General features: G+C 35.7%; 19 protein-coding genes. All 19 read right to left on the bottom strand.

All coding sequences use genetic code 11. The annotated features are described in order from the left end of the window. Window positions 1-429 precede the first annotated feature (429 nt). The 19 genes from NCCP28_RS07200 to NCCP28_RS07110 all read right to left on the bottom strand — a co-directional run bounded on the left by NCCP28_RS07200 (window position 430) and on the right by NCCP28_RS07110 (window position 22,801). Window positions 430-1,440: an ABC transporter substrate-binding protein gene (locus NCCP28_RS07200; RefSeq protein ID WP_248560719.1), complete on the bottom strand. Its 1,011-nt coding sequence runs from the start codon at window positions 1,438-1,440 to the stop codon at window positions 430-432. Window positions 1,441-1,457: 17 nt separating this feature from the next. Beyond that, on the bottom strand, window positions 1,458-2,219 hold the full coding sequence (locus tag NCCP28_RS07195; protein WP_248560718.1) for an ABC transporter ATP-binding protein: 762 nt from the start codon (window positions 2,217-2,219) through the stop codon (window positions 1,458-1,460). Between the two features lie 3 nt (window positions 2,220-2,222). Next, window positions 2,223-3,317: a FecCD family ABC transporter permease gene (locus tag NCCP28_RS07190; protein ID WP_375709373.1), complete on the bottom strand. Its 1,095-nt coding sequence runs from the start codon at window positions 3,315-3,317 to the stop codon at window positions 2,223-2,225. Window positions 3,318-3,531: 214 nt separating this feature from the next. After that, the gene (locus NCCP28_RS07185) at window positions 3,532-4,989 is read right to left on the bottom strand and encodes a glycoside hydrolase family 1 protein (protein WP_248560716.1); all 1,458 of its coding nucleotides are present in this window, start codon (window positions 4,987-4,989) and stop codon (window positions 3,532-3,534) included. 28 nt (window positions 4,990-5,017) lie between these two features. Beyond that, window positions 5,018-6,874 carry a beta-glucoside-specific PTS transporter subunit IIABC gene (locus tag NCCP28_RS07180; protein WP_248560715.1) on the bottom strand — a complete coding sequence of 619 codons (1,857 nt, stop codon included), beginning with the start codon at window positions 6,872-6,874 and terminating at the stop codon, window positions 5,018-5,020. A 261-nt stretch (window positions 6,875-7,135) separates the two neighbouring features. Further along, window positions 7,136-7,984, bottom strand: a complete 849-nt coding sequence (gene licT, locus NCCP28_RS07175; RefSeq protein WP_248560714.1) for a BglG family transcription antiterminator LicT — start codon at window positions 7,982-7,984, stop codon at window positions 7,136-7,138. A gap of 602 nt (window positions 7,985-8,586) precedes the next feature. After that, complete coding sequence (locus NCCP28_RS07170) at window positions 8,587-9,951, bottom strand: SLC45 family MFS transporter (RefSeq protein ID WP_248560713.1); 1,365 nt, start codon at window positions 9,949-9,951, stop codon at window positions 8,587-8,589. Window positions 9,952-10,760: 809 nt separating this feature from the next. After that, entirely contained in the window at window positions 10,761-11,009 is a 249-nt protein-coding gene (locus NCCP28_RS07165) for a hypothetical protein (RefSeq protein WP_248561119.1), read from the bottom strand. 521 nt (window positions 11,010-11,530) lie between these two features. Then, window positions 11,531-12,691 carry a Gfo/Idh/MocA family protein gene (locus NCCP28_RS07160; RefSeq protein WP_375709382.1) on the bottom strand — a complete coding sequence of 387 codons (1,161 nt, stop codon included), beginning with the start codon at window positions 12,689-12,691 and terminating at the stop codon, window positions 11,531-11,533. 23 nt (window positions 12,692-12,714) lie between these two features. After that, entirely contained in the window at window positions 12,715-13,683 is a 969-nt protein-coding gene (locus NCCP28_RS07155) for a sugar phosphate isomerase/epimerase family protein (RefSeq protein ID WP_248560712.1), read from the bottom strand. Between the two features lie 28 nt (window positions 13,684-13,711). Next, window positions 13,712-14,221, bottom strand: a complete 510-nt coding sequence (locus NCCP28_RS07150; RefSeq protein WP_248560711.1) for a carbohydrate ABC transporter permease — start codon at window positions 14,219-14,221, stop codon at window positions 13,712-13,714. After that, entirely contained in the window at window positions 14,148-14,543 is a 396-nt protein-coding gene (locus NCCP28_RS07145; protein ID WP_248560710.1) for an ABC transporter permease family protein, read from the bottom strand. Before NCCP28_RS07145 ends, NCCP28_RS07150 begins: the two co-directional genes overlap by 74 nt. Next, window positions 14,543-15,487 (bottom strand): carbohydrate ABC transporter permease, encoded by a 945-nt coding sequence (locus NCCP28_RS07140; RefSeq protein WP_248560709.1) that lies wholly within the window; start codon window positions 15,485-15,487, stop codon window positions 14,543-14,545. Before NCCP28_RS07140 ends, NCCP28_RS07145 begins: the two co-directional genes overlap by 1 nt. Window positions 15,488-15,525: 38 nt before the next feature. Continuing rightward, window positions 15,526-16,758, bottom strand: coding sequence for a sugar ABC transporter substrate-binding protein (locus tag NCCP28_RS07135; protein WP_248560708.1), 1,233 nt, complete (start codon window positions 16,756-16,758; stop codon window positions 15,526-15,528). Between the two features lie 27 nt (window positions 16,759-16,785). Beyond that, window positions 16,786-17,793: a Gfo/Idh/MocA family protein gene (locus tag NCCP28_RS07130; protein WP_248560707.1), complete on the bottom strand. Its 1,008-nt coding sequence runs from the start codon at window positions 17,791-17,793 to the stop codon at window positions 16,786-16,788. A 165-nt stretch (window positions 17,794-17,958) separates the two neighbouring features. Further along, on the bottom strand, window positions 17,959-18,993 hold the full coding sequence (locus NCCP28_RS07125) for a LacI family DNA-binding transcriptional regulator (protein ID WP_248560706.1): 1,035 nt from the start codon (window positions 18,991-18,993) through the stop codon (window positions 17,959-17,961). A gap of 557 nt (window positions 18,994-19,550) precedes the next feature. Then, window positions 19,551-20,654 (bottom strand): 5-methyltetrahydropteroyltriglutamate--homocysteine S-methyltransferase, encoded by a 1,104-nt coding sequence (locus NCCP28_RS07120; protein WP_248560705.1) that lies wholly within the window; start codon window positions 20,652-20,654, stop codon window positions 19,551-19,553. A gap of 358 nt (window positions 20,655-21,012) precedes the next feature. Continuing rightward, window positions 21,013-22,449, bottom strand: a complete 1,437-nt coding sequence (locus NCCP28_RS07115) for a glycoside hydrolase family 1 protein (protein ID WP_248560704.1) — start codon at window positions 22,447-22,449, stop codon at window positions 21,013-21,015. Continuing rightward, window positions 22,442-22,801, bottom strand: a complete 360-nt coding sequence (locus tag NCCP28_RS07110; RefSeq protein ID WP_248560703.1) for a PTS sugar transporter subunit IIA — start codon at window positions 22,799-22,801, stop codon at window positions 22,442-22,444. The genes NCCP28_RS07115 and NCCP28_RS07110 overlap by 8 nt, the downstream gene beginning before the upstream one ends. Between the last annotated feature and the right edge of the window lie 22 nt (window positions 22,802-22,823).

Genomic DNA, 22,823 nt, shown 5'->3' with positions numbered 1-22,823 from the left:
ACTTTCCTGCCTAAAATGCGCTGAAAATTTTAGAGGCTGGATACATCCAGCCTCTAGTCTTGTCAATTGCTAGAACAGGAACATCCCCGCAAAAGCAGTTCCTGCAACCAACAATAAATCTTGTTATAAAGCGAGCCTTCAATTAATAACGGCTGCAGCAAATGAATATAAACAAACTCCCCATTCCGCTGTCTCCATATTATTTCTTCTCTTCTTATTGCAATTGTCTATTCAGCATTACAATAAAACCGAACATAAAACGAAAATGATTATCGTTATCATTCAAAAATTACAGAGAACTCCCTTTAATGCAGAATATAAATATACTTCTAGTAAACTATTTCATATTGCTAGCATCAGCTTTTGACAATATATTAATTATGCAGCAGCTGCTCAATAGTTCATTTCAAAGCTCTGACAACCAGCTTTTTATTTAAACAAGTCTGGATACATTTCTTTAGCCAATATTTCCATTCCATCTATTGTATTGTAGCCATATCCAAACATATAGTTATAGTCAACTGCATATACCTGTTTGTTTTTTATCGCTTTCATGCTTGATAATTTTGGATTGCTGTAAAGTCCTTCTTTTATCTTGGCACTTGAATCTTCCCAATCAGGAATGATTAATACATCTGGATCAGCCTCAATAAGCATTTCAATGCTGACCTCTCCCGTTTGATCTTTAAATATATTATCTAGTTTAACCATTTTAAAAGCATCATTAAAGAATGTTTCCGTACTTGCTGCATACACGTATACTTCTTTTGGATCACTCATATGCAAATAAGCAAATGTTTTTTCTTCTTTTATACTAGCTAATTTAGAGGCGATAGATGTTTGTCTACCCTTTAATTCTTTAATAAAACTTTCTGCTTTATCCTGTACGTTAAAAATGTTTCCTAAGTTTTCAATATCTTTATAGATAGAGCTGTATGTTCCCCCAGTAACAGAAGATTCAAGAACGTATGTGTTAACTCCCATATCATTAAGCGTATCTACTGTTCCTACTCCCCAGTCTGCATTATCGAATAAACCGCCTCTACCGTATACTAGGTCTGGGTTCGTTCCTAATGCAACTTCTTTTCCAACATATTCATCACTTAATATATTTAGTTTAGAATATTCTTTTTCTACTGTTTTATCTGGTGCACCAAAATTTGCGCCTACCCCAGCAATTTTATCTCCTAACCCTAAATGCAATAGCAGTTCTGCTGCTGGTCTGGTATTTGCCATTATTCGTTCAGGCGCTTTATCAAATACTTGCTTTTTCTCTTCCCAAGTTGTTCCTCCTTCTGCTTTTGTATAATTTTGAACCGTCAGCGGATAATGGTCTTTAGCCTTTGCTTCCTCTGTAGAACTAGTTTTAGCTCCACCCCCACATGCCGTTAATGTTAACATTGTTGCCAAACCAATCCCTAGCAATAATTTCTTCTTCAAGTTTTTATCCCCCTATTTTATATGCCATATGCAAAGCCCAACCCATTTGTAACTGGATTAATGAATGTTTGGCACTTTATTTGATATAATGATTCAATTGTGTCAGGTGTTAGAACCTTTTCAGGTGTGCCATGCGCATATACTTCTCCATTTTTTATTGCATAAAGATAATCGCAGTAATGTGCTGCCATTTCTAAATCATGGAGAGCTGCAAGTACACCAATATTCAACCCTTTTACACATTCTAAAATTTCAATCTGATAACGAATATCCAAATGATTTGTCGGTTCATCTAAAATCATAAACTTCGGCTGCTGTGCAATCGTTCTCGCTAAAATAACCCTTTGCTTTTCGCCGCCAGACAACGATAAAAAACTCCGATCCTTGTAATCAAGCAAATTCGTTCGCGCCAACGCTTCTTCAACAATCGCAAAATCTTCTTGTTTATCTGACTCCAATAATTTTTTATGCGGTGTTCTGCCTAGCATGACCATTTGCTGCACGGTCAGATCAAAATTCATTTCATTAAATTGACCAACTACGCCTAACCGCTGTGAAACTTTTTTTTCAGAAGTTTTCAGTACATCCAAATCATCTAAAAGAACAGTTCCTTTATGAGGAACTAAACTTTTATAAATGCTTTTTAACAGCGTCGATTTTCCACAGCCATTTGGCCCAATCAGGCCAACAAATTGTTGTTTTTTTACTAGAAGTGAAATATTTTTTACAATTTCTTTTTTGCCGATTTTTATTTCCATTTCCTTCGCAATCAATTCCATTTTCTACCCTCCGAAATTGTAGCCTTTTTTCACAATCATATAAATGAATAATGGTGAGCCAATAACAGATGTAATGATGCCTATCGGCAATTCAATATTATGTATTAGGGTTCTTGACAAAATGTCCGCCCAAATTAAAAATAGGCCTCCTAATAGTAATGTTCCTAACATTAGCCGTTTATGATCCGCGCCAAAGATTCCTCTGGATATATGAGGGATAATAAGACCGACAAAACCAATCATTCCTGCATATGCAACCATGGTTCCAGTGATAAGGGCAGTAATTATCATATAGAATTTACGATAGGCGCTTAAGTTGATTCCAAGTGTAATTGCGGATTCATCCCCTAAAAGCATTGTATTTAACACTCGATGCTGAAAAAGAAACATGCCGCATCCAAGTAAAACTACAATCGCCATAATAGGCACTTTACTCCAGCTGGATGAAGCCAAACTTCCCATAGACCAAAAAGTAACTGTTTTAATTCCTTCTGAATCATTGGCAAAATAGATAATAAGACTTGAAAAGGAACTGCACAATGCTCCAATAACAACCCCCGATAAAACGAGTTTCACCGATGTTGCTTTGCCTCCTATACTAGACAAAACAAGCACAGCTATTGAAGTAATCATAGCACCAACAAAAGCTCCAAATGCTACTCCAAACTGAGACAGCAGCGCACCGCTTCCAAATCCAATCAAAATCGCAAATGTTGCTCCCAAGGAAGCTCCTGATGAAATCCCAAGGATATATGGATCAGCGAGTGGATTTTGCACTACTGCTTGCATGACGGCTCCACACAAAGAAAGCCCCATGCCAATCAGAAGAGCAAAAATAACCCGAGGCATCCTAACCTGCAAAATAATATTCAAATAGGATTCGCTTTCAATATTATCCAGCGATCCAAATCTGCCATTTGTCAATGCATGGATTAATATATCCATAGATTGCTTGAAAGGAATATTAACTTGTCCAATTGATACTGAATAAACAGCAGAGAACATAATTAGAATTATTAAAAGAAAAATAATGACATAATAGATATTTCCCATCCCTATTTTGTTTGTATCCTTTGTATTCAAAAATTCACCTCCCATGCATTGAATATCAATGATAATGATTATCATTATTAACAATAATAAGATATAATTTGACAAAATACAATAAATATTTACAAGTTTTTTATTTATAAGAGTTTATATTTTTTCCGTTCTTTAATTTTTTGCTATAATAGCCGAACCTCACCAAAACATTAAACTAAAAATACAAAAAAAGCAGGTGACTCTCATCCCTGCTTTTTTGTATTTCCTCTTATAGTTCTTCTCCATTGCTTTCAATAACTTTTTTATACCAATAGAAAGAATCTTTGCGTTTTCTCTCCAGCGTTCCATTTCCTTCATCATCTTTATCTACGTAAACAAAACCATAACGCTTGGACATTTCACTTGTAGACATCGAAACTAAATCAATAGGGCCCCAAGCTGTGTAGCCAAGCAATTCCACTCCGTCTCCAATGGCTTCTTTCATTTCTTGAATATGTTTTCTTAAATAATCAATACGGTAAGCATCATGAATCGACCCATCTTCTTCTACTTGATCATATGCTCCTAAGCCGTTTTCTACAATAAAGATAGGCAGCTGATAACGATCATACAAATCATTTAATACAATGCGAATTCCAATCGGATCAATTTGCCATCCCCAATCCGATGCTTCCAAATAAGGATTTTTTAATGAATTCATTAAATTCCCTTCCGTGCGCTCTCCCTCTGGTGATGCAGAAGACAGCATCGACATATAATAGCTGATGGAAATAAAATCTACTGGATACTGTTTTAAAATTTCATCGTCCCCAACCGCTTTTACAATCTCAATATCGTTTTCTTTAAAGAAGCGATTCATGTATTTTGGATACTCCCCACGTGCATGAACATCTGTATAAAATAAATTATTTTGGTTATCTTTTTGCGCCTTTAGAACATCTTCTGGATTCGCTGTATTTGGATAATGGCTCATTCTCGCAAGCATGCAGCCCATTTTTGCATCTGGCATAATCTCATGGAGCTTTTTCGTTGCCAAAGAACTTGCGACAAATTGATGATGCAACGCTTGGTAAGATGCTTGCAAAGGATTTTCTTCACGGTCTGAAAGAACCCCGCCGCCAGTATATGGACTCAGGTTAATAATATTAATTTCATTAAAAGAAAGCCAATATTTCACTTTATTTTTATAACGTTTGAATACAGTCTCAGCATAACGAACGTAATGATCAATAACTTCACGGCTAACCCAGCCATTATACCTTTCTGTTAAACCGTATGGAGTTTCATAGTGAGATAATGTTACAATCGGCTCAATATTATATTTCAATAATTCATCTAACACATTGTCATAATATTGTAATCCGGCTTCATTCGGCATTTCATCATAGCCATTTGGAAAAATTCTCGACCAATGAATAGAGAAACGAAATGCGGAGAATCCCATCTCTGCCAGCAATGCAATATCTTCTTTATAACGATGATAAAAATCATTTCCTTCTCTTTTAGGGAAACGAGCGTTTGATTCACCGCTTAACGCGTTTCTAATCTCTTCCGAAGTAATTTCCATTGCATGATCTTTTGTACGTTCTGCTTTTGGTATATATGCTACAAAGTCAGCAGCTGACAACCCTTTTCCATCTTCATTAAAGCCGCCTTCTATTTGATTAGCCGCAGTTGCCCCTCCCCATAAAAAATTCTTTGGAAATTCTGCTTTAAATTCTGTCATGATTTTTTCTCCTTTTTTCGTATATTTATTATTCAACAATAGTAACTATTGTTTCCCCTATATCTTTTTTGCCGCTGTGAGCAGGAATGACATCTAAATAGTCTGAAGTATTTGTTACCACAACTGGTGTTGTAGTTTTGTACCCTGCTTTTTGGATGGCATCTATATCAAAGGATAATAATTTATCTCCTTTTTTTACTGTATCTTCCTGTTGAACAAACGCTTCAAAATGTGTTCCCCCTAATTGAACGGTATCCATGCCAACATGAATCAGCACTTCTACTCCTTCCTTACTGACCAATCCAATGGCATGATTAGATGAAAGCAATGTAGAAACTTTAGCATCAAATGGGGCCACTACTAATCCTATTGTTGGTTCAATTGCCATTCCCTTGCCCATTGCTCCACTTGAGAACACTGGATCTTCGATAGAATCTAGTGCAATCATTTCTCCCACTAATGGAGAGCTGATTTCAATTTTTCCTTTTGCAGCAGGCACCGTTGAATGATTGTCTTGCATTTCTTCTACAGTATCTTCTTCTTTCTTCTTCCCATCTTTGCCGACAATAAAGGCTAAAGCAGCAGCAAGGAAAAATGCTGTTCCAATTCCAATAGCATATCCAATAGATGGTGTATATGCTGGAATCGTTAAAATGCTGTTGAATACAAAAGTGAATACTTTAATCTTAAAAATCGCAACGATTGCACCGCCTACAGCGCCAGAGATGAATAAAAGCGGAAGCAAGCGTTTATATTTCAAAATAATCCCATAGATAATAGGCTCTGTAACACCAGCTAATAGACCAGATAAAGTAGAAGCAAGAGATAAAGATCCTAAATTTTTGTCTTTTCGATAGCGAAGGAAAATACCAAATGCAATCCCCATTTGTGCAAATGTAGAAGCAGCTGTAATTGGCCCAATCATATCTCCTCCCCTTGAAAAGTTGGAAATCATAATTGGGACAACTCCCCAATGCACTCCTAAAATAACTAATACTGGCCAAATGGAAGCGATAATTATTCCGGTTAGAATAGCTGATTTATCTAAAAGGAAAATAACCCCACTCCCAAGCCCCGCACTTAAATAGTCCGAGAAAGGTCCAAATACTAATGCTGTTAATGGCACCATTACAAGCAAACTAACCATTGGCACAAAAAATAATTGAATCATATCAGGTGTATATTTCTTTAAAAATCTTTCTAATGGTGCATAAAGCGCCATTGCAATTAAGATAGGAAATACGGTAGACAAATAATCTACAACAATTAGCGGAATATGCATAAAACTAGTGCTTCCTTCCGCACTTAGCAAGGCTGTAAAATTAGGTTCTAATAAACTCGCCGCTATTGCTCCCCCTACAAATAGATTTGCTCCAAGCTTTTTAGCAGCTGTAATCCCAACTAGAATAGGCAAAAAATAGAAAACACCGCTCGATGCCGCATTTAAAACAGCATACGTATTTCCTGCCGTATCTATCCAATGGAATGTAGAAAGCAAGGCAAGAAGCGCTTTAATCATTCCAGCTCCAGCAAGTGCAGGAATCAACGGAGAAAATGTTCCAGAAATATATTCAAATACTTTGGAAACTACTCCAGATTTATTTTGTTCGTTTTTGTCTTCTCCTCCCTCACCCGCTGAAATATGATGATGATTCATAATTTCTGTGTATACTTTTCCGACCTTATTTCCAATTACAACTTGGAATTGTCCACCTTTTTCTACAACTGTCAGCACATCTGCTATTTCGCTTAATGCTTGTTTATCTGCTTTTTTTGTATCCTTTAATTTAAACCGCAATCTTGTTGCACAATGAACAAGAGAATTAATATTGCCTTCTCCACCCACTAATTCAACAATTCGGCTGCCTAATTGTTTGTTATCCATTTGTTTTGCTCCTTTTTTATATTCTTCCTATTTTTTGCTTTGGTTTATTTAGCGCCCCCATATCAGAAGCAATTATTTTTTTATTTATTGCTTCTGATATGGAGGCACTACCTTTTGCAATCTGTTTAGGAAATTTGAATTTAATCGTTTTCACAACTAAACGTTTTATAAAAAAACAAAAACCTGAAAAGAACACAATCAGACAATAGTCTAAAGTGGTTCTTTTCAGGTTTTGCCTGCCTACCAGTAACAATCCTGAGATTAACGATTATTTTTTTCCCTGCTTGATACCCGATGTATATGAATCATAAAGTAAGCAAGCTCATCCTTCGTCATTTCCATCGAATATTTATTTTTTAAATACAGCTCTACCTTGGAAGTACATTGATATGCTTCTGGATATTGCTGCTTTACTTGCTCGAATAAAATATCATTAAGATCATTATTTACTTCTCCGCGCAGCATTCTGTATGCAAAATAGCGAAGATGGGTAATGAAACGACTATAATTGATCGATTCTTCATCAAACTCTATTCCATAATGATATTTGACAATATTAGTCACATCTTTCACCATATTGGTCATAGTCATCGTTTCTTCCATGCCTGACTGGTCTTGTCTCGCATTAAAGATATGAAGTGCAATAGATGCAATTTCATCTTCTGGCAATTCAACATTCATACGGTCTTTAATCATTGCTAGAGCGGTTCTAGAGATTTGATACTCTGCTTTATAGAACTTTTTCACTTCCCACATTAATGCATTTTTTATGGGTACATCATTTTTAGCTCTTGTTATGGCGAAGTGTATATGATCTGATAAGGATAAATACAAAGAATCATTTAACGACGTTTTTAATTCGTTTTCTGCCATCTCAATAATGTCTTTTGAGAGGGTCATTATTTCATATGGAATTTCATTCAAAAGATCTGATAACTTACTCGCAAAGTTTTTAGATGGTGTTACAAAAATTTTCTGCACGTTTTCTTCATCAATTTCGTCGCCAGCTTTTTTTTGAAAAGTGAGGCCTTTTCCCATTACGACCATCTCAACCTGTTTGGAATCCTTCGCTAGAGCGACATTATTATTAAATACTTTTATAATTTTCATATTAATCACTTTTCCTTCAAGTAGTAAATAATGTTATTGCACATTGCTCATCACTGTATTGCATGGCTTTTGACAAATTCTTTGAGTATGCAGATTTTTGGTGGTTCTTAGCTATGTTCCTCAAATTAAATGTAAACATTTACAACTAATAAAAAACGAAAAAACCCGAACCAAATGAACCCATAGAAGCATGTACTTATTCTATAAGTTTATTTGATTCAGGTTTTGCCTGCCTACCAGTAACAATCCTGTTTATGCTTTCATTATAAATGATAACGTTTTCTATTGCAAGTTGAATTTTTCATTTTTTCATCTAACGGCTTGCCAATAATAAAGGAAGACTTCAATCTGGCTTTGACTCAGCAAGTTTCTCCCCGCCTAAATCCTAATCCCTTAGGTCGGGTGCCCGTTAATGCATGTTAAAAAATGCAAGTCATAAATGCCCTTGTTCTGATTCTTTTTAAGGCCAAACGACATTGTCATTCGTTTAGATAGGTTTATGCAAAAACACCCACAGTTCACTTCTAATGATCAATCCAAACAAGGATTCATTCTCGAAGCACCATGGGCATTTTTTATTCAGCCATTTAAGCTTATAAAAGTTAGTTTGAAGATGTTTCTTTAATAGTTGAAACAGATAACGCACCAATAACAAGCAATATACCCGAAAACAAAACCATTGCCGGCATTGACGCTCCGAATACTGGGAACAAAACAAAGCTTAAACAAGAAGCGATGATTTGCGGCAAACAAATGCTGCCGTTGAACAGTCCAAGATATGTTCCCATATTCTTGCCTGATAAAGCATTGGTAAGAATCGTGAAAGGAAATGTCATCATAGCAGCCCAGGCAATCCCAATTAAAATAAAGGAACTGAGCAATAACTCTTGATTCTGAATAAAGAATACAGAACTAAAGCCTATCCCGCCTAGCAATAAGCTAATTGCATAAGCCGGCTTCCGTTTGTTATTTGGCACACGTGACAACACAAGCGACCATAATACCGCAGCAATAGATTGAACAGCTGATAAAATGCCAAACCAGTTCCCAGCCGCTTGATACCCTGAACTGGATGGTTCAACCGTATGCCAAACATTTGCTGCAACGGCTCCAGTTCCATAAGTCCACAAATATTGAAAACCCATCCAGCAGAATAATTGGACCAAAGTAACCGTCCAAAATACTTTCGGAGCGTTGCGAAGCAATTTAAAAAAGCTTACCTTTTCCTTTTTATTGTCTTCCGTAATGCCATGATAAGCAGCATGTTCAGCTGGTGAATACTCTTTTACTTTAAATACTGTAAACAGACTGCAGATAATTAAGATAATTGCTCCAACATAAAAGGAAATAACAACAGATTGCGGCACTACACCCTTTGGCGCACTATTTGACACACCAAGCACAGTTAATAAAAAAGGGAAAATACAGGCTAACACAGCACCACTGTTTGATAGGAAACTTTGGATCGAATAAGCAAAGCCTTTTTGTTCTTCATTAACCATATCACCAACCATCATCTTAAATGGCTGCATGGCTACATTTGATGATAAGTCCATAAACAAAATGGTCACTGCCCCAAAAGTCAGTGCGGCCATCGAAGCAAAACCAAAACCAAAACTTCCAGCATTCGGAAGCAAGCACATAACAATGACAGACACAACAGCTCCAATAAGCAGATAAGGAATGCGTCGGCCGAGTTTTGGCATCCAAGTCCGGTCAGAAAAATACCCGACTAAAGGTTGAATAATTAAACCTGCCAATGGCGGCAATATAAAGAAGAAACCTAAATGATGGGGGTCGGCGCCAATCGTTTGGAATATACGGCCCATATTGGAGCTTTGCAAGGAAAATGCCATTTGCACACCCAAAAAGCCAAAACTAATTAGCCAGATTGTACTGATCGGCAGATTGGGCAACTGCTGTCTAGAGTTTTTTTCAGTAGTTTCAACAAGTTTTTCTGCTAACATAATTTCCTCCTGTAATCTAATTAAATTTTAATGAGCAGCTGTCACAGTTTGAATATTTTTGTGTATTGATTTCACTTCTTGGTGCAATCGTTTGCATAAACAAATAAAAATAATGATTGCTTTTACTATCTAATAATTTGCTTCCCTGTTGTGCAACAAAGCTTAAATGGATAATTTAAAAGCACTTATTTGAATATTCTATATTATATAACAGACAACAAGATAGTGCAATCGTTTGCACTATCTTTCTTATAAAACTATAACTACTTGTTAAAAGACAGCTGCAATTAAAAGAATGGCCATATGAAAAAAAGCACTGACCTTAATGTATAAAGGCAAACGCCCACCCCACAAAAATTACCTGCATCCATTTTCTCTCTATAATTTTTACTGTGTTTATTGCTTGCTAGAAATCCAACTAACGATTCTATGCTGCTATTTATTTATTATGCAAGGCTACATATCCTGTCTCTTCTGCTAGTTTTTGCCCTTGTTCAGACTTTATCCACTTAATAAATTCATTGTTATGAAGATTTTTGCTGTCCGCAGTAATCGTATAAAATTCCGCTACAACTCTACATTTCGCAAAAATCACTTTTAGTGCATTATTGCACTATTATAATATATATACTCTAACAAAAAAGGATTTTTGATTGGTCATTGAAAAAGAAACATGCAAATGAAATACAGAGGATATTGCCAGTAGAAATTAAGGACAATAAGCAAAAAAGAACCTTCGCCCAATAATACAACTCATTGGACGATAGGTTCCTTGAATTTGTTATGCCAACAATTCATGCGTTTTTTCATTATGAAAAAGACATAAATAAAACAGCAATGAAAAACAGTATAATAAGTATATAGACGATACTGACAACTACAAGCAATATCCAGCCTATAAGTTTTCGTTCCGTTCTAATAAAATATACAGCTAAGGCAAGCAAACCAAACACGAAACCTAATATTGCCCAAAGGATAGGGCTTTTATTATGTTTACGGGCATCTACTGCCAAATATACGGTAGTTAATATATTGATAATTAGTCCTAAACCTTCCATATACACCGTTACCTCCTTCTATTAATATTTCTTTCCTAGTACTATTCTATTAAATATTAATAGAACAATTACAAAAAATATATAGTTGAACAAGAGTTTTTCGGCGGCAAAAAAAGAAAGAAAAACATTGTCCTGCACCTAGATGAAAGTTAAAGAACCATCCATTATGCTTTTCTCCCCTACAGTTCTGGTCTAGTCCCAGCTGCTGTCATGCCCTATACTGTTGCTGATTCGCAAATATTCTAACAAATGTTTTACTTGTAACAAATCCATACGGCAACAAATGATGATAAAAAAAGAAAGAAATACAACCAGAAATAGCCATCGTTCTATGTCAGAAAGATGACTACTCTTATTATGCATAAAGTGAAATTTCAATCAGCAGAGATTTTCCATGTCCCCACCTGATTTTGTTTGCTCTTATCATTCCTTAAGCAGGGGTCAAAAGTTCCTTAATGCATGATAAAATATATTCTCCATAAAAAAACAATCATAAAACTTGTCTTTTCCAAGCACTTCCATTACATGGAATACTCCGAACTTTGCTGTACTTGGGAAATAGAAACCCATTGTCTTGAAGACGCTGATTGCTCAACAGCCTCTAGTACAGCCTGGTTTTTGACTCCATCCATAAAGTTAGGGGATGGACTGTAACCTTTATCTATACCATTTAATAGTTCTACTGCCAGATTAATAAATGTATGTTCATAGCCGATAATATGGGCTGCTGGCCAATAGGCACTGGCATATGGATGCATTTCTTCTGTACAGCTGATTGTTCTATATCCTTGCAAACCAGGCTCATCATCATGGAAATACACCTGTAAATTATTCATATGCTCTACATCCCACCGAATAGATCCTTTTTCTCCATTGATTTCAAAACGATTGCCATTGCGGTTTCCACCTGCAAAACGTGTTGCTTCAAATGTTCCGATTGCACCATTTTCAAAACGGGCCATAAAAATGCTTGCATCATCTACATTTACTTCTCCCATTTGCTCACTTGATGCTGTTCCACTTAAACCAGAACTTTGTTCCACTATCGGGCGCTCTTTAATAAAAGTTTCCATCATCCCATTAACCTCTTTAAATTCGCCGACTAAAAATCTAGCTAAATCCACTATATGTGCAGCTAAATCACCATGGGCACCTGAGCCACTAACTTCTTTATTTAATCTCCATACAAGGGGAAATGATGGATCCATAATCCAATCTTGCAAATAGGTTGCACGAATATGATAAATTTTCCCTAGTCTTCCACTTTGAATCAGCCGCTTTGCAAACTGAACAGCAGGTGCAAAGCGGTAATTGTGATTAATCATATGAATCACACCATTTTTCTCTACTGCTTCTAACATTCTTGCAGATTGTTCAAGCGTCATTGACAGCGGTTTTTCGCAATATACATGCTTGCCTGCTTCAGCTGCGGCAATAGCAATTTCCGCATGACTATTATTTGTTGTTACAATATCAATTAAATCAATATCCTCTCTTTCAATTAACTTTCTCCAATCTGTTTCATAACTTTGCCATCCCATCTTTGCTGCGGCTTCCTTTACCCCAGCTTCATTGCGCCCGCATATCGCCTGCATGACAGGCTCCACATTATTGTCAAAATAAAAAGCTACATCTCGATAAGCATGAGAATGGGCTTTTCCCATAAACTTATAGCCTACCATGCCAATTCGCACTTGTTTTTTACTTATGCCCACCACATTTCCACCTCTCCTTCTCTAATAATATTATTTTGCAAAAAGGCCACTGCTTTTTCAAAACCTTCTTCAATGCTCATAAGGCCGTCTTCATGTTCAATGCTGACTGCTCCCTTATATCCTACTGTCTGCAATGCACTAATAATTTCTTTCCACGTATCTTCCCCATGCCCGTAGCCAACTGTTCTAAACACCCAAGATCTATTGGCTATATCTCGATAGCTCTTTGTATCCAGCACACCATTTATAGCACCATTTTGGTCATCTATTCTCGTATCTTTTGCATGAAAATGATACAATGCATTTTCTTTGCCTAATGCTTTAATACATGCAACAGGATCCATCCCTTGCCAGAAATAATGACTTGGATCAAAATTAGCACCAATCTGTTCTCCACATTCTTTTCTCAAGCGGAGCAATGTTTCTGTATTATAAACAACAAATCCAGGATGTGGTTCAACAGCTACTTTCACTCCATATTCTTTTAAAAATTCATTCTGTTTTTTCCAATAAGGAATTACTTTTTCCCTCCATTGCCAATCCACAACATCAGAGAAATCATTTGGCCATGGACAAGTTATCCAGACAGGGTGCAAGGAATAGTCTGACTCGCCAGGACACCCTGAAAATGTAATAACATTTTCCACCCCTAATTTAGAAGCAAGTTTTACTGTGTCTTGAAATGCTTGATGATGCAAATCTGCAATATTTTTATTTGGATGCAGCGCATTTCCATGACAGCTTAATGCACTGATTTCTATACCACGTTTATCAAATTCTTCCTTGAATTCTTTTAGCTTTTTCTCATCCTTTAAAAGTTCTGCAGGTTTACAATGAGCATCCCCAACATAGCCACCTGTTCCAATTTCTACTGTTTGCAGACCGCTAGCTTGAATATAATCTAATGTTTCATCCAACGTCTTTTTTGAAAATAATACTGCAAAAACTCCTAATTTCATTATTCATTTCTCCTTTATTAGTTAATTTTCACTTAATAGATCCAGATGTCATACCGCCAACGATATGTTTTTGGAATGCAATAAAAATTAAAATGATCGGAATAATCGAGATGGTGGCAACAGCCATTAAACTGCTCCAATCGGTTCCATGCTGCCCTACAAATGTATATAAATGAACAGTCAAAGGGCGAATTGCTTTATCTGTCGTTAAAATTAAAGAAAATAATAGATCTCCCCAGGCGAATAAGAATGAAAATGATCCTACTGTCAAAAGACCTGGCTTTACCAGTGGCAAAATAATTTTGTAGAAAGTTTTAAATTTATTGCATCCATCTAAGGCAGCTGCTTCTTCCAATCCTGTTGGAATGGACATAAAAAATGGACGGAGCACAAGTATGGCAAAAGGAAGCGATGATGTGGTGTTGGCAATTATTAAAGAAAGAAAGCTATTTAGAAGCTGCATTTTAGAAAAAAGAATAAAAAAAGGAAGCGCTAACATAATACTCGGAAGCATTTGGGCTATCAGCAAAGTAATCATGACAATCCCTTTTCCTCTTATCTGCAGTCGAGCAAGAGCATAGGCTACTGGCAGCTAAGATAAGTGTCAAAACTAATGTCCCGCCAGCTATAATAAAACTATTTCCAAAGTATGTTAATATTTCTGGGTTATCAATAAAATTTTTCACATATGCATCAAAATTAACATCATCAGGAATTACTTTTGGCGGTATCGCAAATATGGCAGACATTGGCTTAATCGATGTAACAAACATCCAATAAACAGGAAACAAGAATATAATGGTAGAAAAAACTGCTATAATCGTTGCCATATACTTGCTTCCGACAAGGTTTTTTTTCATTATTCTTGCTCCTCCTTTCTAACCATCCATAAATAGATAGAGGATACTAAAACAAGCAATATAAGCATGATAGTTGTTACAGTTGCCCCAAGAGAAAAATTAAAATCTGTAAATGCGCGTTCATATGCATAGAATGGCAGCACTGTTGATGAATGTACTGGACCACCGCCAGTCATAATTAAAATGATATCGAACACTTTGAAGGTATAAATGATCCCTAACATAATTAAAATAAACATTGTTGGTTTTAAAAGAGGCAGTGTGACAGAAAAGAATCTTCGTATTCTGCCTGCCCCATCTACTTTAGCTGCTTCATACAGCTCCTCAGGCAGTGATTGAAGAGCAGCTAATAAAATAACCATATTAAAGGGGATGCCAATCCAAATATTTGCAATAACAGTACTATACAAAGATGTAGTTGCGTTAGAAACCCATTGAATAGGCTGATCAATGATCCCTACCCATAAAAGGAAGTGATTGATAATTCCATATTCCCCTGCAAACATCCATTTAAATAAGGTTCCAGTAATAACCAATGGAATCATCCATGCCATTAATATAAGAGAACGCAGTACATTTCTTCCAGGGAATTTTTGATTAAAAAACAGCGCCAATAATAAACCAATGATAAATTGAAATACTAGGCATAATCCTGTAAATACAATTGAATTCTTTAATGAAAGAAAAAATAGTTTATCTTTTAAAACGGTGATATAATTCTGAAATCCTACAAAACTTTGTTCTCCCAGCAGATTCATAGCAGTTAAATCTTTAAAAGAAATCATAATATTGTAGCCGATGGGCAATATTAAAAACACTAGAAGAAAAGTCATGCCAGGTATAATAAACATATACTTCCCTAACTTCTCAGCATATTTTACGTTTCCTTTTCTTTCAGCAGCTGCTTTTTTAACTAATGGTGTTTTCTGTGTTTCTGTCTGCATTAGAATTCCACCTCCAGTTTGCAAAAATGGTGTAAATATTACTCTGATAAATACGGTTTAATTTTCTCTGCAGTTTGTTTAACAGCCTCTTCTGGAGTTGATTCTCCTGTTAATACTCCTTGAATCATATTCTGAATTTCATCTGAAATGCTTGGATACTTTGAACCATATGCTCTTGCTTTTGCAACCTGCATACTGTCTGCAAATGGTTTTAGCAGCTTATCATTTTGCCAGTAGTCATCTTCGACCAAATCTTTTCTAGCCGGGATATAGCCTTTTTCTTTAACAAGTTCTTTTAAAACATCCTTTTGTTGAATAAATTCTAAAACATCCCATGCTTCATCTTTATGTTCAGATGTGCTTGTAACAGCAAAGTTTTCTCCGCCTAAAATAGTACCGCCTTTTTTATCTTCAGGTAATTGGACAATATCCCAATCAAAATTTGCTTTTTGCTGCAAATTACTTGTCTGCCATGTACCATTTACCATCATAGCTGTTTTTCCATTAATAAATTGCAAAGCGATATCTTGCTGATTCTGTGTTAATATATCTTTCGGCATGTAACCATTATCAATTAAGTTTTTCCATAATGTAATTGCTTTTACTGTACCTTCACTATTGAAATTATTTAAATCAGAGCCAGCTTGCCAAACAAATGGTAAAAATTGAAATGTTCCCTCTTCACTTTTAATTGCCGATACAGACATACCGTAAATGCCTTTACTTTTATCTGTCAGCTTTTCAGCAGCTGCTGTTAACTCATTCCAATTTGTCGGTGGTTTTATGCCTGCTTTGTCTAATAGCTCTTTATTATAAAATAAAGCTAAATTATTGCTTCCTAACGGCACACCATAATTTTTCCCTTTATAGATGGTAGAAGACCATGGTCCTTCAAAATAAGAATCTGATTCTCCCCACTCTTTTACATTATCTGTTATATCTGCTAATACACCAGCTGCAGCCATTGCTTGATGATCAGGATTATCAATGATTACAATATCAGGAAGTTCCCCACCCGCTGCACCTAATAATAGCTTCTTTTTTAACTCTGCAAAGGGAACCTCTACTCGTTCAATCTTAATATTTGGATGAGCTTCTTCATATTTTTTTATGGCATTTTTAATAGAAATTACTGTTCCATCTGTATCTGTATAAGCATCCCACCATGTTAATGTCACTTTTCCATCACTGCTTGCACTCTTATTTCCACAAGCAGTTACCAACATTAACATTGCTATAATAGTAATAATCATCGACAGCTTTTTCTTCATCACAATAGCCTCCATAAAATGAGTATTTTAATTTTCAACTAATGAAAATGGAATGCTTACTACTCGATTTGATTGAGCCGATTCAATTGTTGCACATGTCAATTCAAAACTTTTAAAATTATCTTCTATTGATGTAATCGGCTTTGTGCCATTTTTAAGGGATTTTACAAAATGATCAAGGGAAAGAGTTCGATCATCATATGGAAGCTCCACATATGGAATTTTTTTTGCTATATTACCAGAATCATATAAGTATACTTCATCATCGATTAATTCAATTGCTCCCTTTTCTCCTACTAGCCGGAATTCTCCATTCCAAGGGGTTTCCTTTCCTTTTGCCACCCAGCTTCCAGCGTAGCTTACAAAAATATTATCTTCAAAGGTGATAGAAACATGGGCATTACAATTCCCTTTAAACCAGCTCCAAGAAGGCCTGTAGCTCTTTGCGTATACTTCTAGTGGATTTTTATTTAGTAAATATCTCATAATATCAAAATGATGAATGGACATATCTTCTAATAGAATATTTTCATATTCATCTCTCCAACCGCCAAAATTAGTTGCTCTATGGAAAGAATAATTTACAAACTCCACATCCCCAATTACATTTTTCTCTAACAAGCTCTTTACTGTTTGTATTGGTTTATTCCAGCGATAATTCTGGCTGATCATGACACTATTAGGATAATTTTGAGTAAATGCCAGCAATTCGGCAGCCTCTTTATATGTATGGGTAAGAGGTTTCTCCATCATGACATGAAGTCCATTTTTAGTTGCTTCCATTGCAAGATTCTTATGTGTTTGTGGTGGTGTCACAATTAGAACAAAATCTGCTTCTACTTTTTGAAAAGCATCTATTGGATCAGAAAACAACCTATTACTAGGTAAATCAGTAATCAATTTTGCTTTAGCCAAATTCTCTTCCATTACATCTACAATCGCAGCCAGCTCAACATCGTTATAATTGTTTAGTAGCTGTAGCCATGACTGGCCAAAACCTCCTGCTCCAACTTGAATCACACGCAACTTATTCATAGGACACTTCCTTTCATGAATTGACTCTTTCAATTTAAAACGCTTTCATTTTATCTGATAAAAAATTTTATATCTCCTTTTTCCATTCACCTCCTTAAATAATCTTCCTCTTTAAAAAAACTAAAATGATTATCGTACATCATTTTATGCCAATAATAACAAGTTCTAAATATAGAACTTGGCATTTTCTTTCATTACAACCTCTAATTTTGTAATTACTTCTTCATTTTTTACATTATTTGCTTCCGTTATATATTCAAATAGCTTATAAATAGTCAGATATCCTTGATTTATAGGATCCTGGCTTATAGTTGCTGTTATGATTCCTTTATTCAGATATTCATATATTTCTTCATTCATATCATGACCTATCAATACCAAATTTTGTTTTAAATGCTCTTCTAAATGTTTTGCAGTATTGGTAAGCTGAGCATTCGCCACATAAATTCCAGAAACAGAAGAAATAGTTTCCGTTAGCTTTTCAAGAGAAGCAAGGGGATTTGAAGGCTCTATCTTTAATGGACCAATCATTTCTACATTAGGGTACGCCTTTAATACTTCCCGGAATCCAGCAACCTTTTCTCTTGATTGATACACAAATTCAGTATCTAATATCAAAGCAATTTTCCCGGTCATCCCTATAAATTTACATAATAATTCTGCAGCCAATCTTCCCGAATTTCGGTAATCAGACCCTATATAATTTAATCTTTTACTCTCAGGAGAGTCATTATTAAAAGTAAAAATAGGAATGCCATTGTCAATGCCATAATCAATTGCATGGACATACGCTTCATCTCCTGCAGCCAATGCAATTGCTGCAACTTCCTTTGCCTCTACAATATGTTTGACAAATTCAGCATTTGCTGAAGAATCCTCGGATGGATAGCGATAGATTTCCAATTCCAGCCCAAAATCAGCTAATTCATTGTATGCCTTTTTAATGCCTATTTCAATTTGCGCCCAAAAATATTCAGGTACCTTGCCGTAGATAACTGCAATTTTATATTCTTTTTTTCTTGATAAAAAACGAGCTAACTTATTAGGAGTGTACCCAAGCTCTTTCGCTTTATCTAAAACTTTGCGGCGAGTTTCCTCTTTTACATTGCCGCGATTATTTAACACTCTATCTACAGTTGCTATTGATAAACCTAATTGTTCTGCTATAGTCTTCGCAGTAATTCTTTGTTGAGATTTCAAATTTACACCTTCTGTTAATGATTTTTATTTTTTAGAAAACAAAGAATTTTTTCTATATGATTATCGTACATCATTTTTATTAACAATGCAATTCCTATTTTTTCACTTTTCTTTTTTTTTTGACATCTAATTTAATTATTTCGGAATGTTTATTCTTTACTCTTTAAAATTCATAGATTCATTGCCAATCAATCGTGGAAATCCTTACATGATAAATTCCCCCGAACTAAAACCACTTATTCTATCAATTGCTGCTGACTATTATAAATAGTGTAAGCTTACGGGAGATGAAAAAATGTTCATTCAACCTGTCTAAGTTATATGTTTCAGGACGATTACATGTTAATTTATTTCCTCTAATCAAAATCCATAAAAAATCACTACTGTTTAGCTGATAGTATTTTTACAACAATTAGGCCCACTTGCCGAGTACTGGACAAAATAACATAGGGATGATTAGCGACTTGCTGCCTTCGGAATCATGCTAAAAACCCTCGACATTCTTTTATACATGCCGGGGGTTTTTAGTAACAATTATTTAACTATAGTTTCATTCTTTATCCCCAAATTTCCTGTGCCACATCCACAATAAATTTTAATTTTGCCCATTGCTGTTCTTCTGTTAATTTATTGCCATGGTGTGTGGAAGCAAATCCACATTGCGGGCTGATGCAAAGCTGTTCAAGAGGAACATATTTAGATGCTTCTTGCACACGAGCTTTAATTGCTTCTTTATCTTCTAGTTCGCCCTTTTTAGAAGTGAAAACTCCTAAAATCACTTGCGTTCCATCAGTTGGAACATATTCTAACGGTTTGAAATCGCCAGAACGATCATCATCATACTCTAAGAAGAAGCCGTCTACTTTTTCTTTCGCAAAAAAGCTGGGAGCGATTCGATTATATGGACCCTCGAAGGCCCAAGCTGATTGATAGTTTCCGCGGCAAAGATGAGTTGTCACCACTAAGTCTTCAGGTTTGCCTTCAAGCACCCCATTTACAACATGCAAAGCAAGATCAATTAAATTTTCTCTTTCTAAGTCACTTTTCGCAAATGGAAGCTCTGGTGCACAAAGTCCTGCAATATATACATCATCCAACTGCAAATAGCGGCAGCCAGCCTGATAAAATGCTTGGATGGCATCACGATAAGCTTGGATAATATCTTTAGCGAACTCTTCAACAGTTGGATACGTTTCTTCATTGCGAATGCCAGCATTAAAAAATTGATTCGGACTAGGAATAGTCATTTTTGCAACAGCACGATCACCGACAATTTCTTTAAATTCAATAAAATCTTTCAGATGAGGATGATCTGGATTAAAGGATACCTTGCCAGTCACACGCACATCGTAAGCCTCGGTTTCTACACCTTTAAATTTATATCCATGCTCAGGAACATAACCTTCCACACCGTTTAAATGCTCCATAAAATCCGTATGCCAAAATCTGCGGCGGAATTCCCCGTCCGTTACCGCTTGCAGGCCAACTTCAATTTGTTTGTCTACGATTCTTTTGATTTCCTCTGTCTCTATAGCACGCAGCTGTTCAGCTGTAATAGCACCTTCTGCGAATTGTTTTCTTGCATCGTGAATCGATTGAGGGCGAAGCAAGCTTCCTACATGATCTGCCCTAAATGGTGCTTTAATAATTGTTTTAGTCATTTGAATTCCTTCTTTCATTATGTTTTTTATGTCAAAGGTCCATAATCAAGGTATCTAGAGGATATTTCCTCTCTAAGCAAGACTGTTTTAGAATAGTTGGAACTAATTTTTTCTTTCTCTTCATTTCTTTTGTTTATGTACTATAAAATAAATGTAACATGAGAAAAGGAGGATAGGATAATACATAAAATCTATCTCTTGTTATAACTTTAAGCTAGAACCGCGATTGTTGTTCTTTGTCAAAATCACTTTCCAATAAGCAATAAAAATTCCCCCAGCCGACCAGTCCTGAGGGAATCGATATTTCAGTATATTATAAAACTCCAGAAGCCTACTGTTATTATTTTTGCTTTTATTCCTACTTAAAATCTTCTCCATTTGTTGCAATCACTTTTTTATACCAATGATAGCTGTCTTTCAGCAGACGCTTCTTGCTGCCTTTGCCATAGTCATCTTGATCTACATAAATGAAGCCATAGCGTTTGGACATTTCTGATGAGGAGCAGCTGATAATGTCAATTGGCCCCCATGCATAATAGCCGCGCAAATCTACACCATCTTTGATTGCTTCTTTCATTTGTTCGATATGAGCTCGATAGTAGTCAATACGATAAGAATCATGAATTTCTCCATCTTCTAATTTATCATAGTAGCCTACACCATTTTCGGTAATATAAATTGGACACTGATATCGATCATAGAATAGGTTAAGATATGTTCTTAAACCGACTGGATCAATAGACCATCCCCAAGGATTTGCATCCAATTCTGGATTTCGGTAATCTTCATTTCCATTTGCATAGCTTTTAGCATCGCAAATTCGGGTATAATAATAGGAGAATGACATAAAGTCCGCCGTATTTTTCAGTGCTTCTTCGTCCCCTTTGCCAAATTCAATACTAATGCCGATATCGTCAAAATATCTGAATGCATAACCTGGATAATATCCTCTTAACAATACATCGGAAAAAAAATATTCCATTTGATTATGGCGAACAGCAGCCAGCACATCTTCTGGTTTTGGGGTCGCTGGATACACAGGACCCCCGCATAACATCATGCCAATTTGCAGATCTGGATAATTGTCATGAGCATATTTTGTTGCATAGCCGCAAGCAACCATTTCATTGTGAACACCTTGATATTTTGCTTCCAAAAGATTATCTACTTTATCTTCTGCAATGCCTAGATGATTAAATGATTCATGAACAATTAAATTAATTTGATTGATAATAATCCAATGTTTTACTTTTTCATGATAACGGTCAAATAATACTTCACAAAAACGATTAAAGAATTCAATTAATTCGCGAGAATACCAGCCTTTATAGGCAGTTGTTAAATGCAGAGGCATTTCATAGTGAGAAATGGTAATCATCGGCTCCATTCCATTTTTTAAGATTTCCTCAAATAAATCATCATAGAACTTCAAACCTTCTTCATTAGGCTCTAATTCATCGCCATTCGGAAAGATTCGTGACCATGCAACAGAGGTTCTGAATGTTTTAAAGCCCATTCCTGCTAATAATTCTAAATCCTTTTTATACGTATGGTAAAAATCGATGCCCCAACGTTTTGGGAAAACACGGTCTGCACTATCTAAGGCAGCTTCAATATATGCTGTATCTATTTCTTTATTTGATTTTTTCTCAATGGGAATATCAGCGCGGAATTCATTAATGTCCGCTACACTTAATCCTTTTCCACCGATATCATATGCTCCTTCTATTTGATTGGCTGCAATAGCACCGCCCCATAAAAAATCTTTTGGAAAACCTGTTGGCACTTTACTCATATTTATCCTCCATTTCTGCTTTTTCTAATTTTGCTAAACGAGCTTCATAGGCTTCAAAAATCTTGATCATTCTTTTGGCAATATTTATTTCACTATATATTGTCATTAATGTATCTTGAGCATGTGCAAAAAGCACCGAATACTCCCCTGATTCCCCTTGGGTTTCTGCTGAAATGGCATTTGTCTGAATATGATGTGCTTTGACGATTTCACCATTTGCTAATTTGATTTCTTCTTTTGCTTTTTCAAAGCTGCTATTTTCGATTGCTTTTAATGCATTCATACAATGAACACGGGCATCTCCTGCATGGAGAATAATTTGCATGGCATTTTGTGCAGTTTTTTCATCCATCTTTATTAATCTCCTTAAAAAA

It is taken from the genome of Niallia sp. NCCP-28 (genome assembly GCF_023168165.1).
In the GTDB taxonomy this organism is placed as follows: Bacteria; Bacillota; Bacilli; order Bacillales; family Cytobacillaceae; genus Niallia.
The sequence above is the reverse complement of the archived record's forward strand: the minus strand, read 5'-3'. Positions and strand labels throughout refer to the sequence as shown.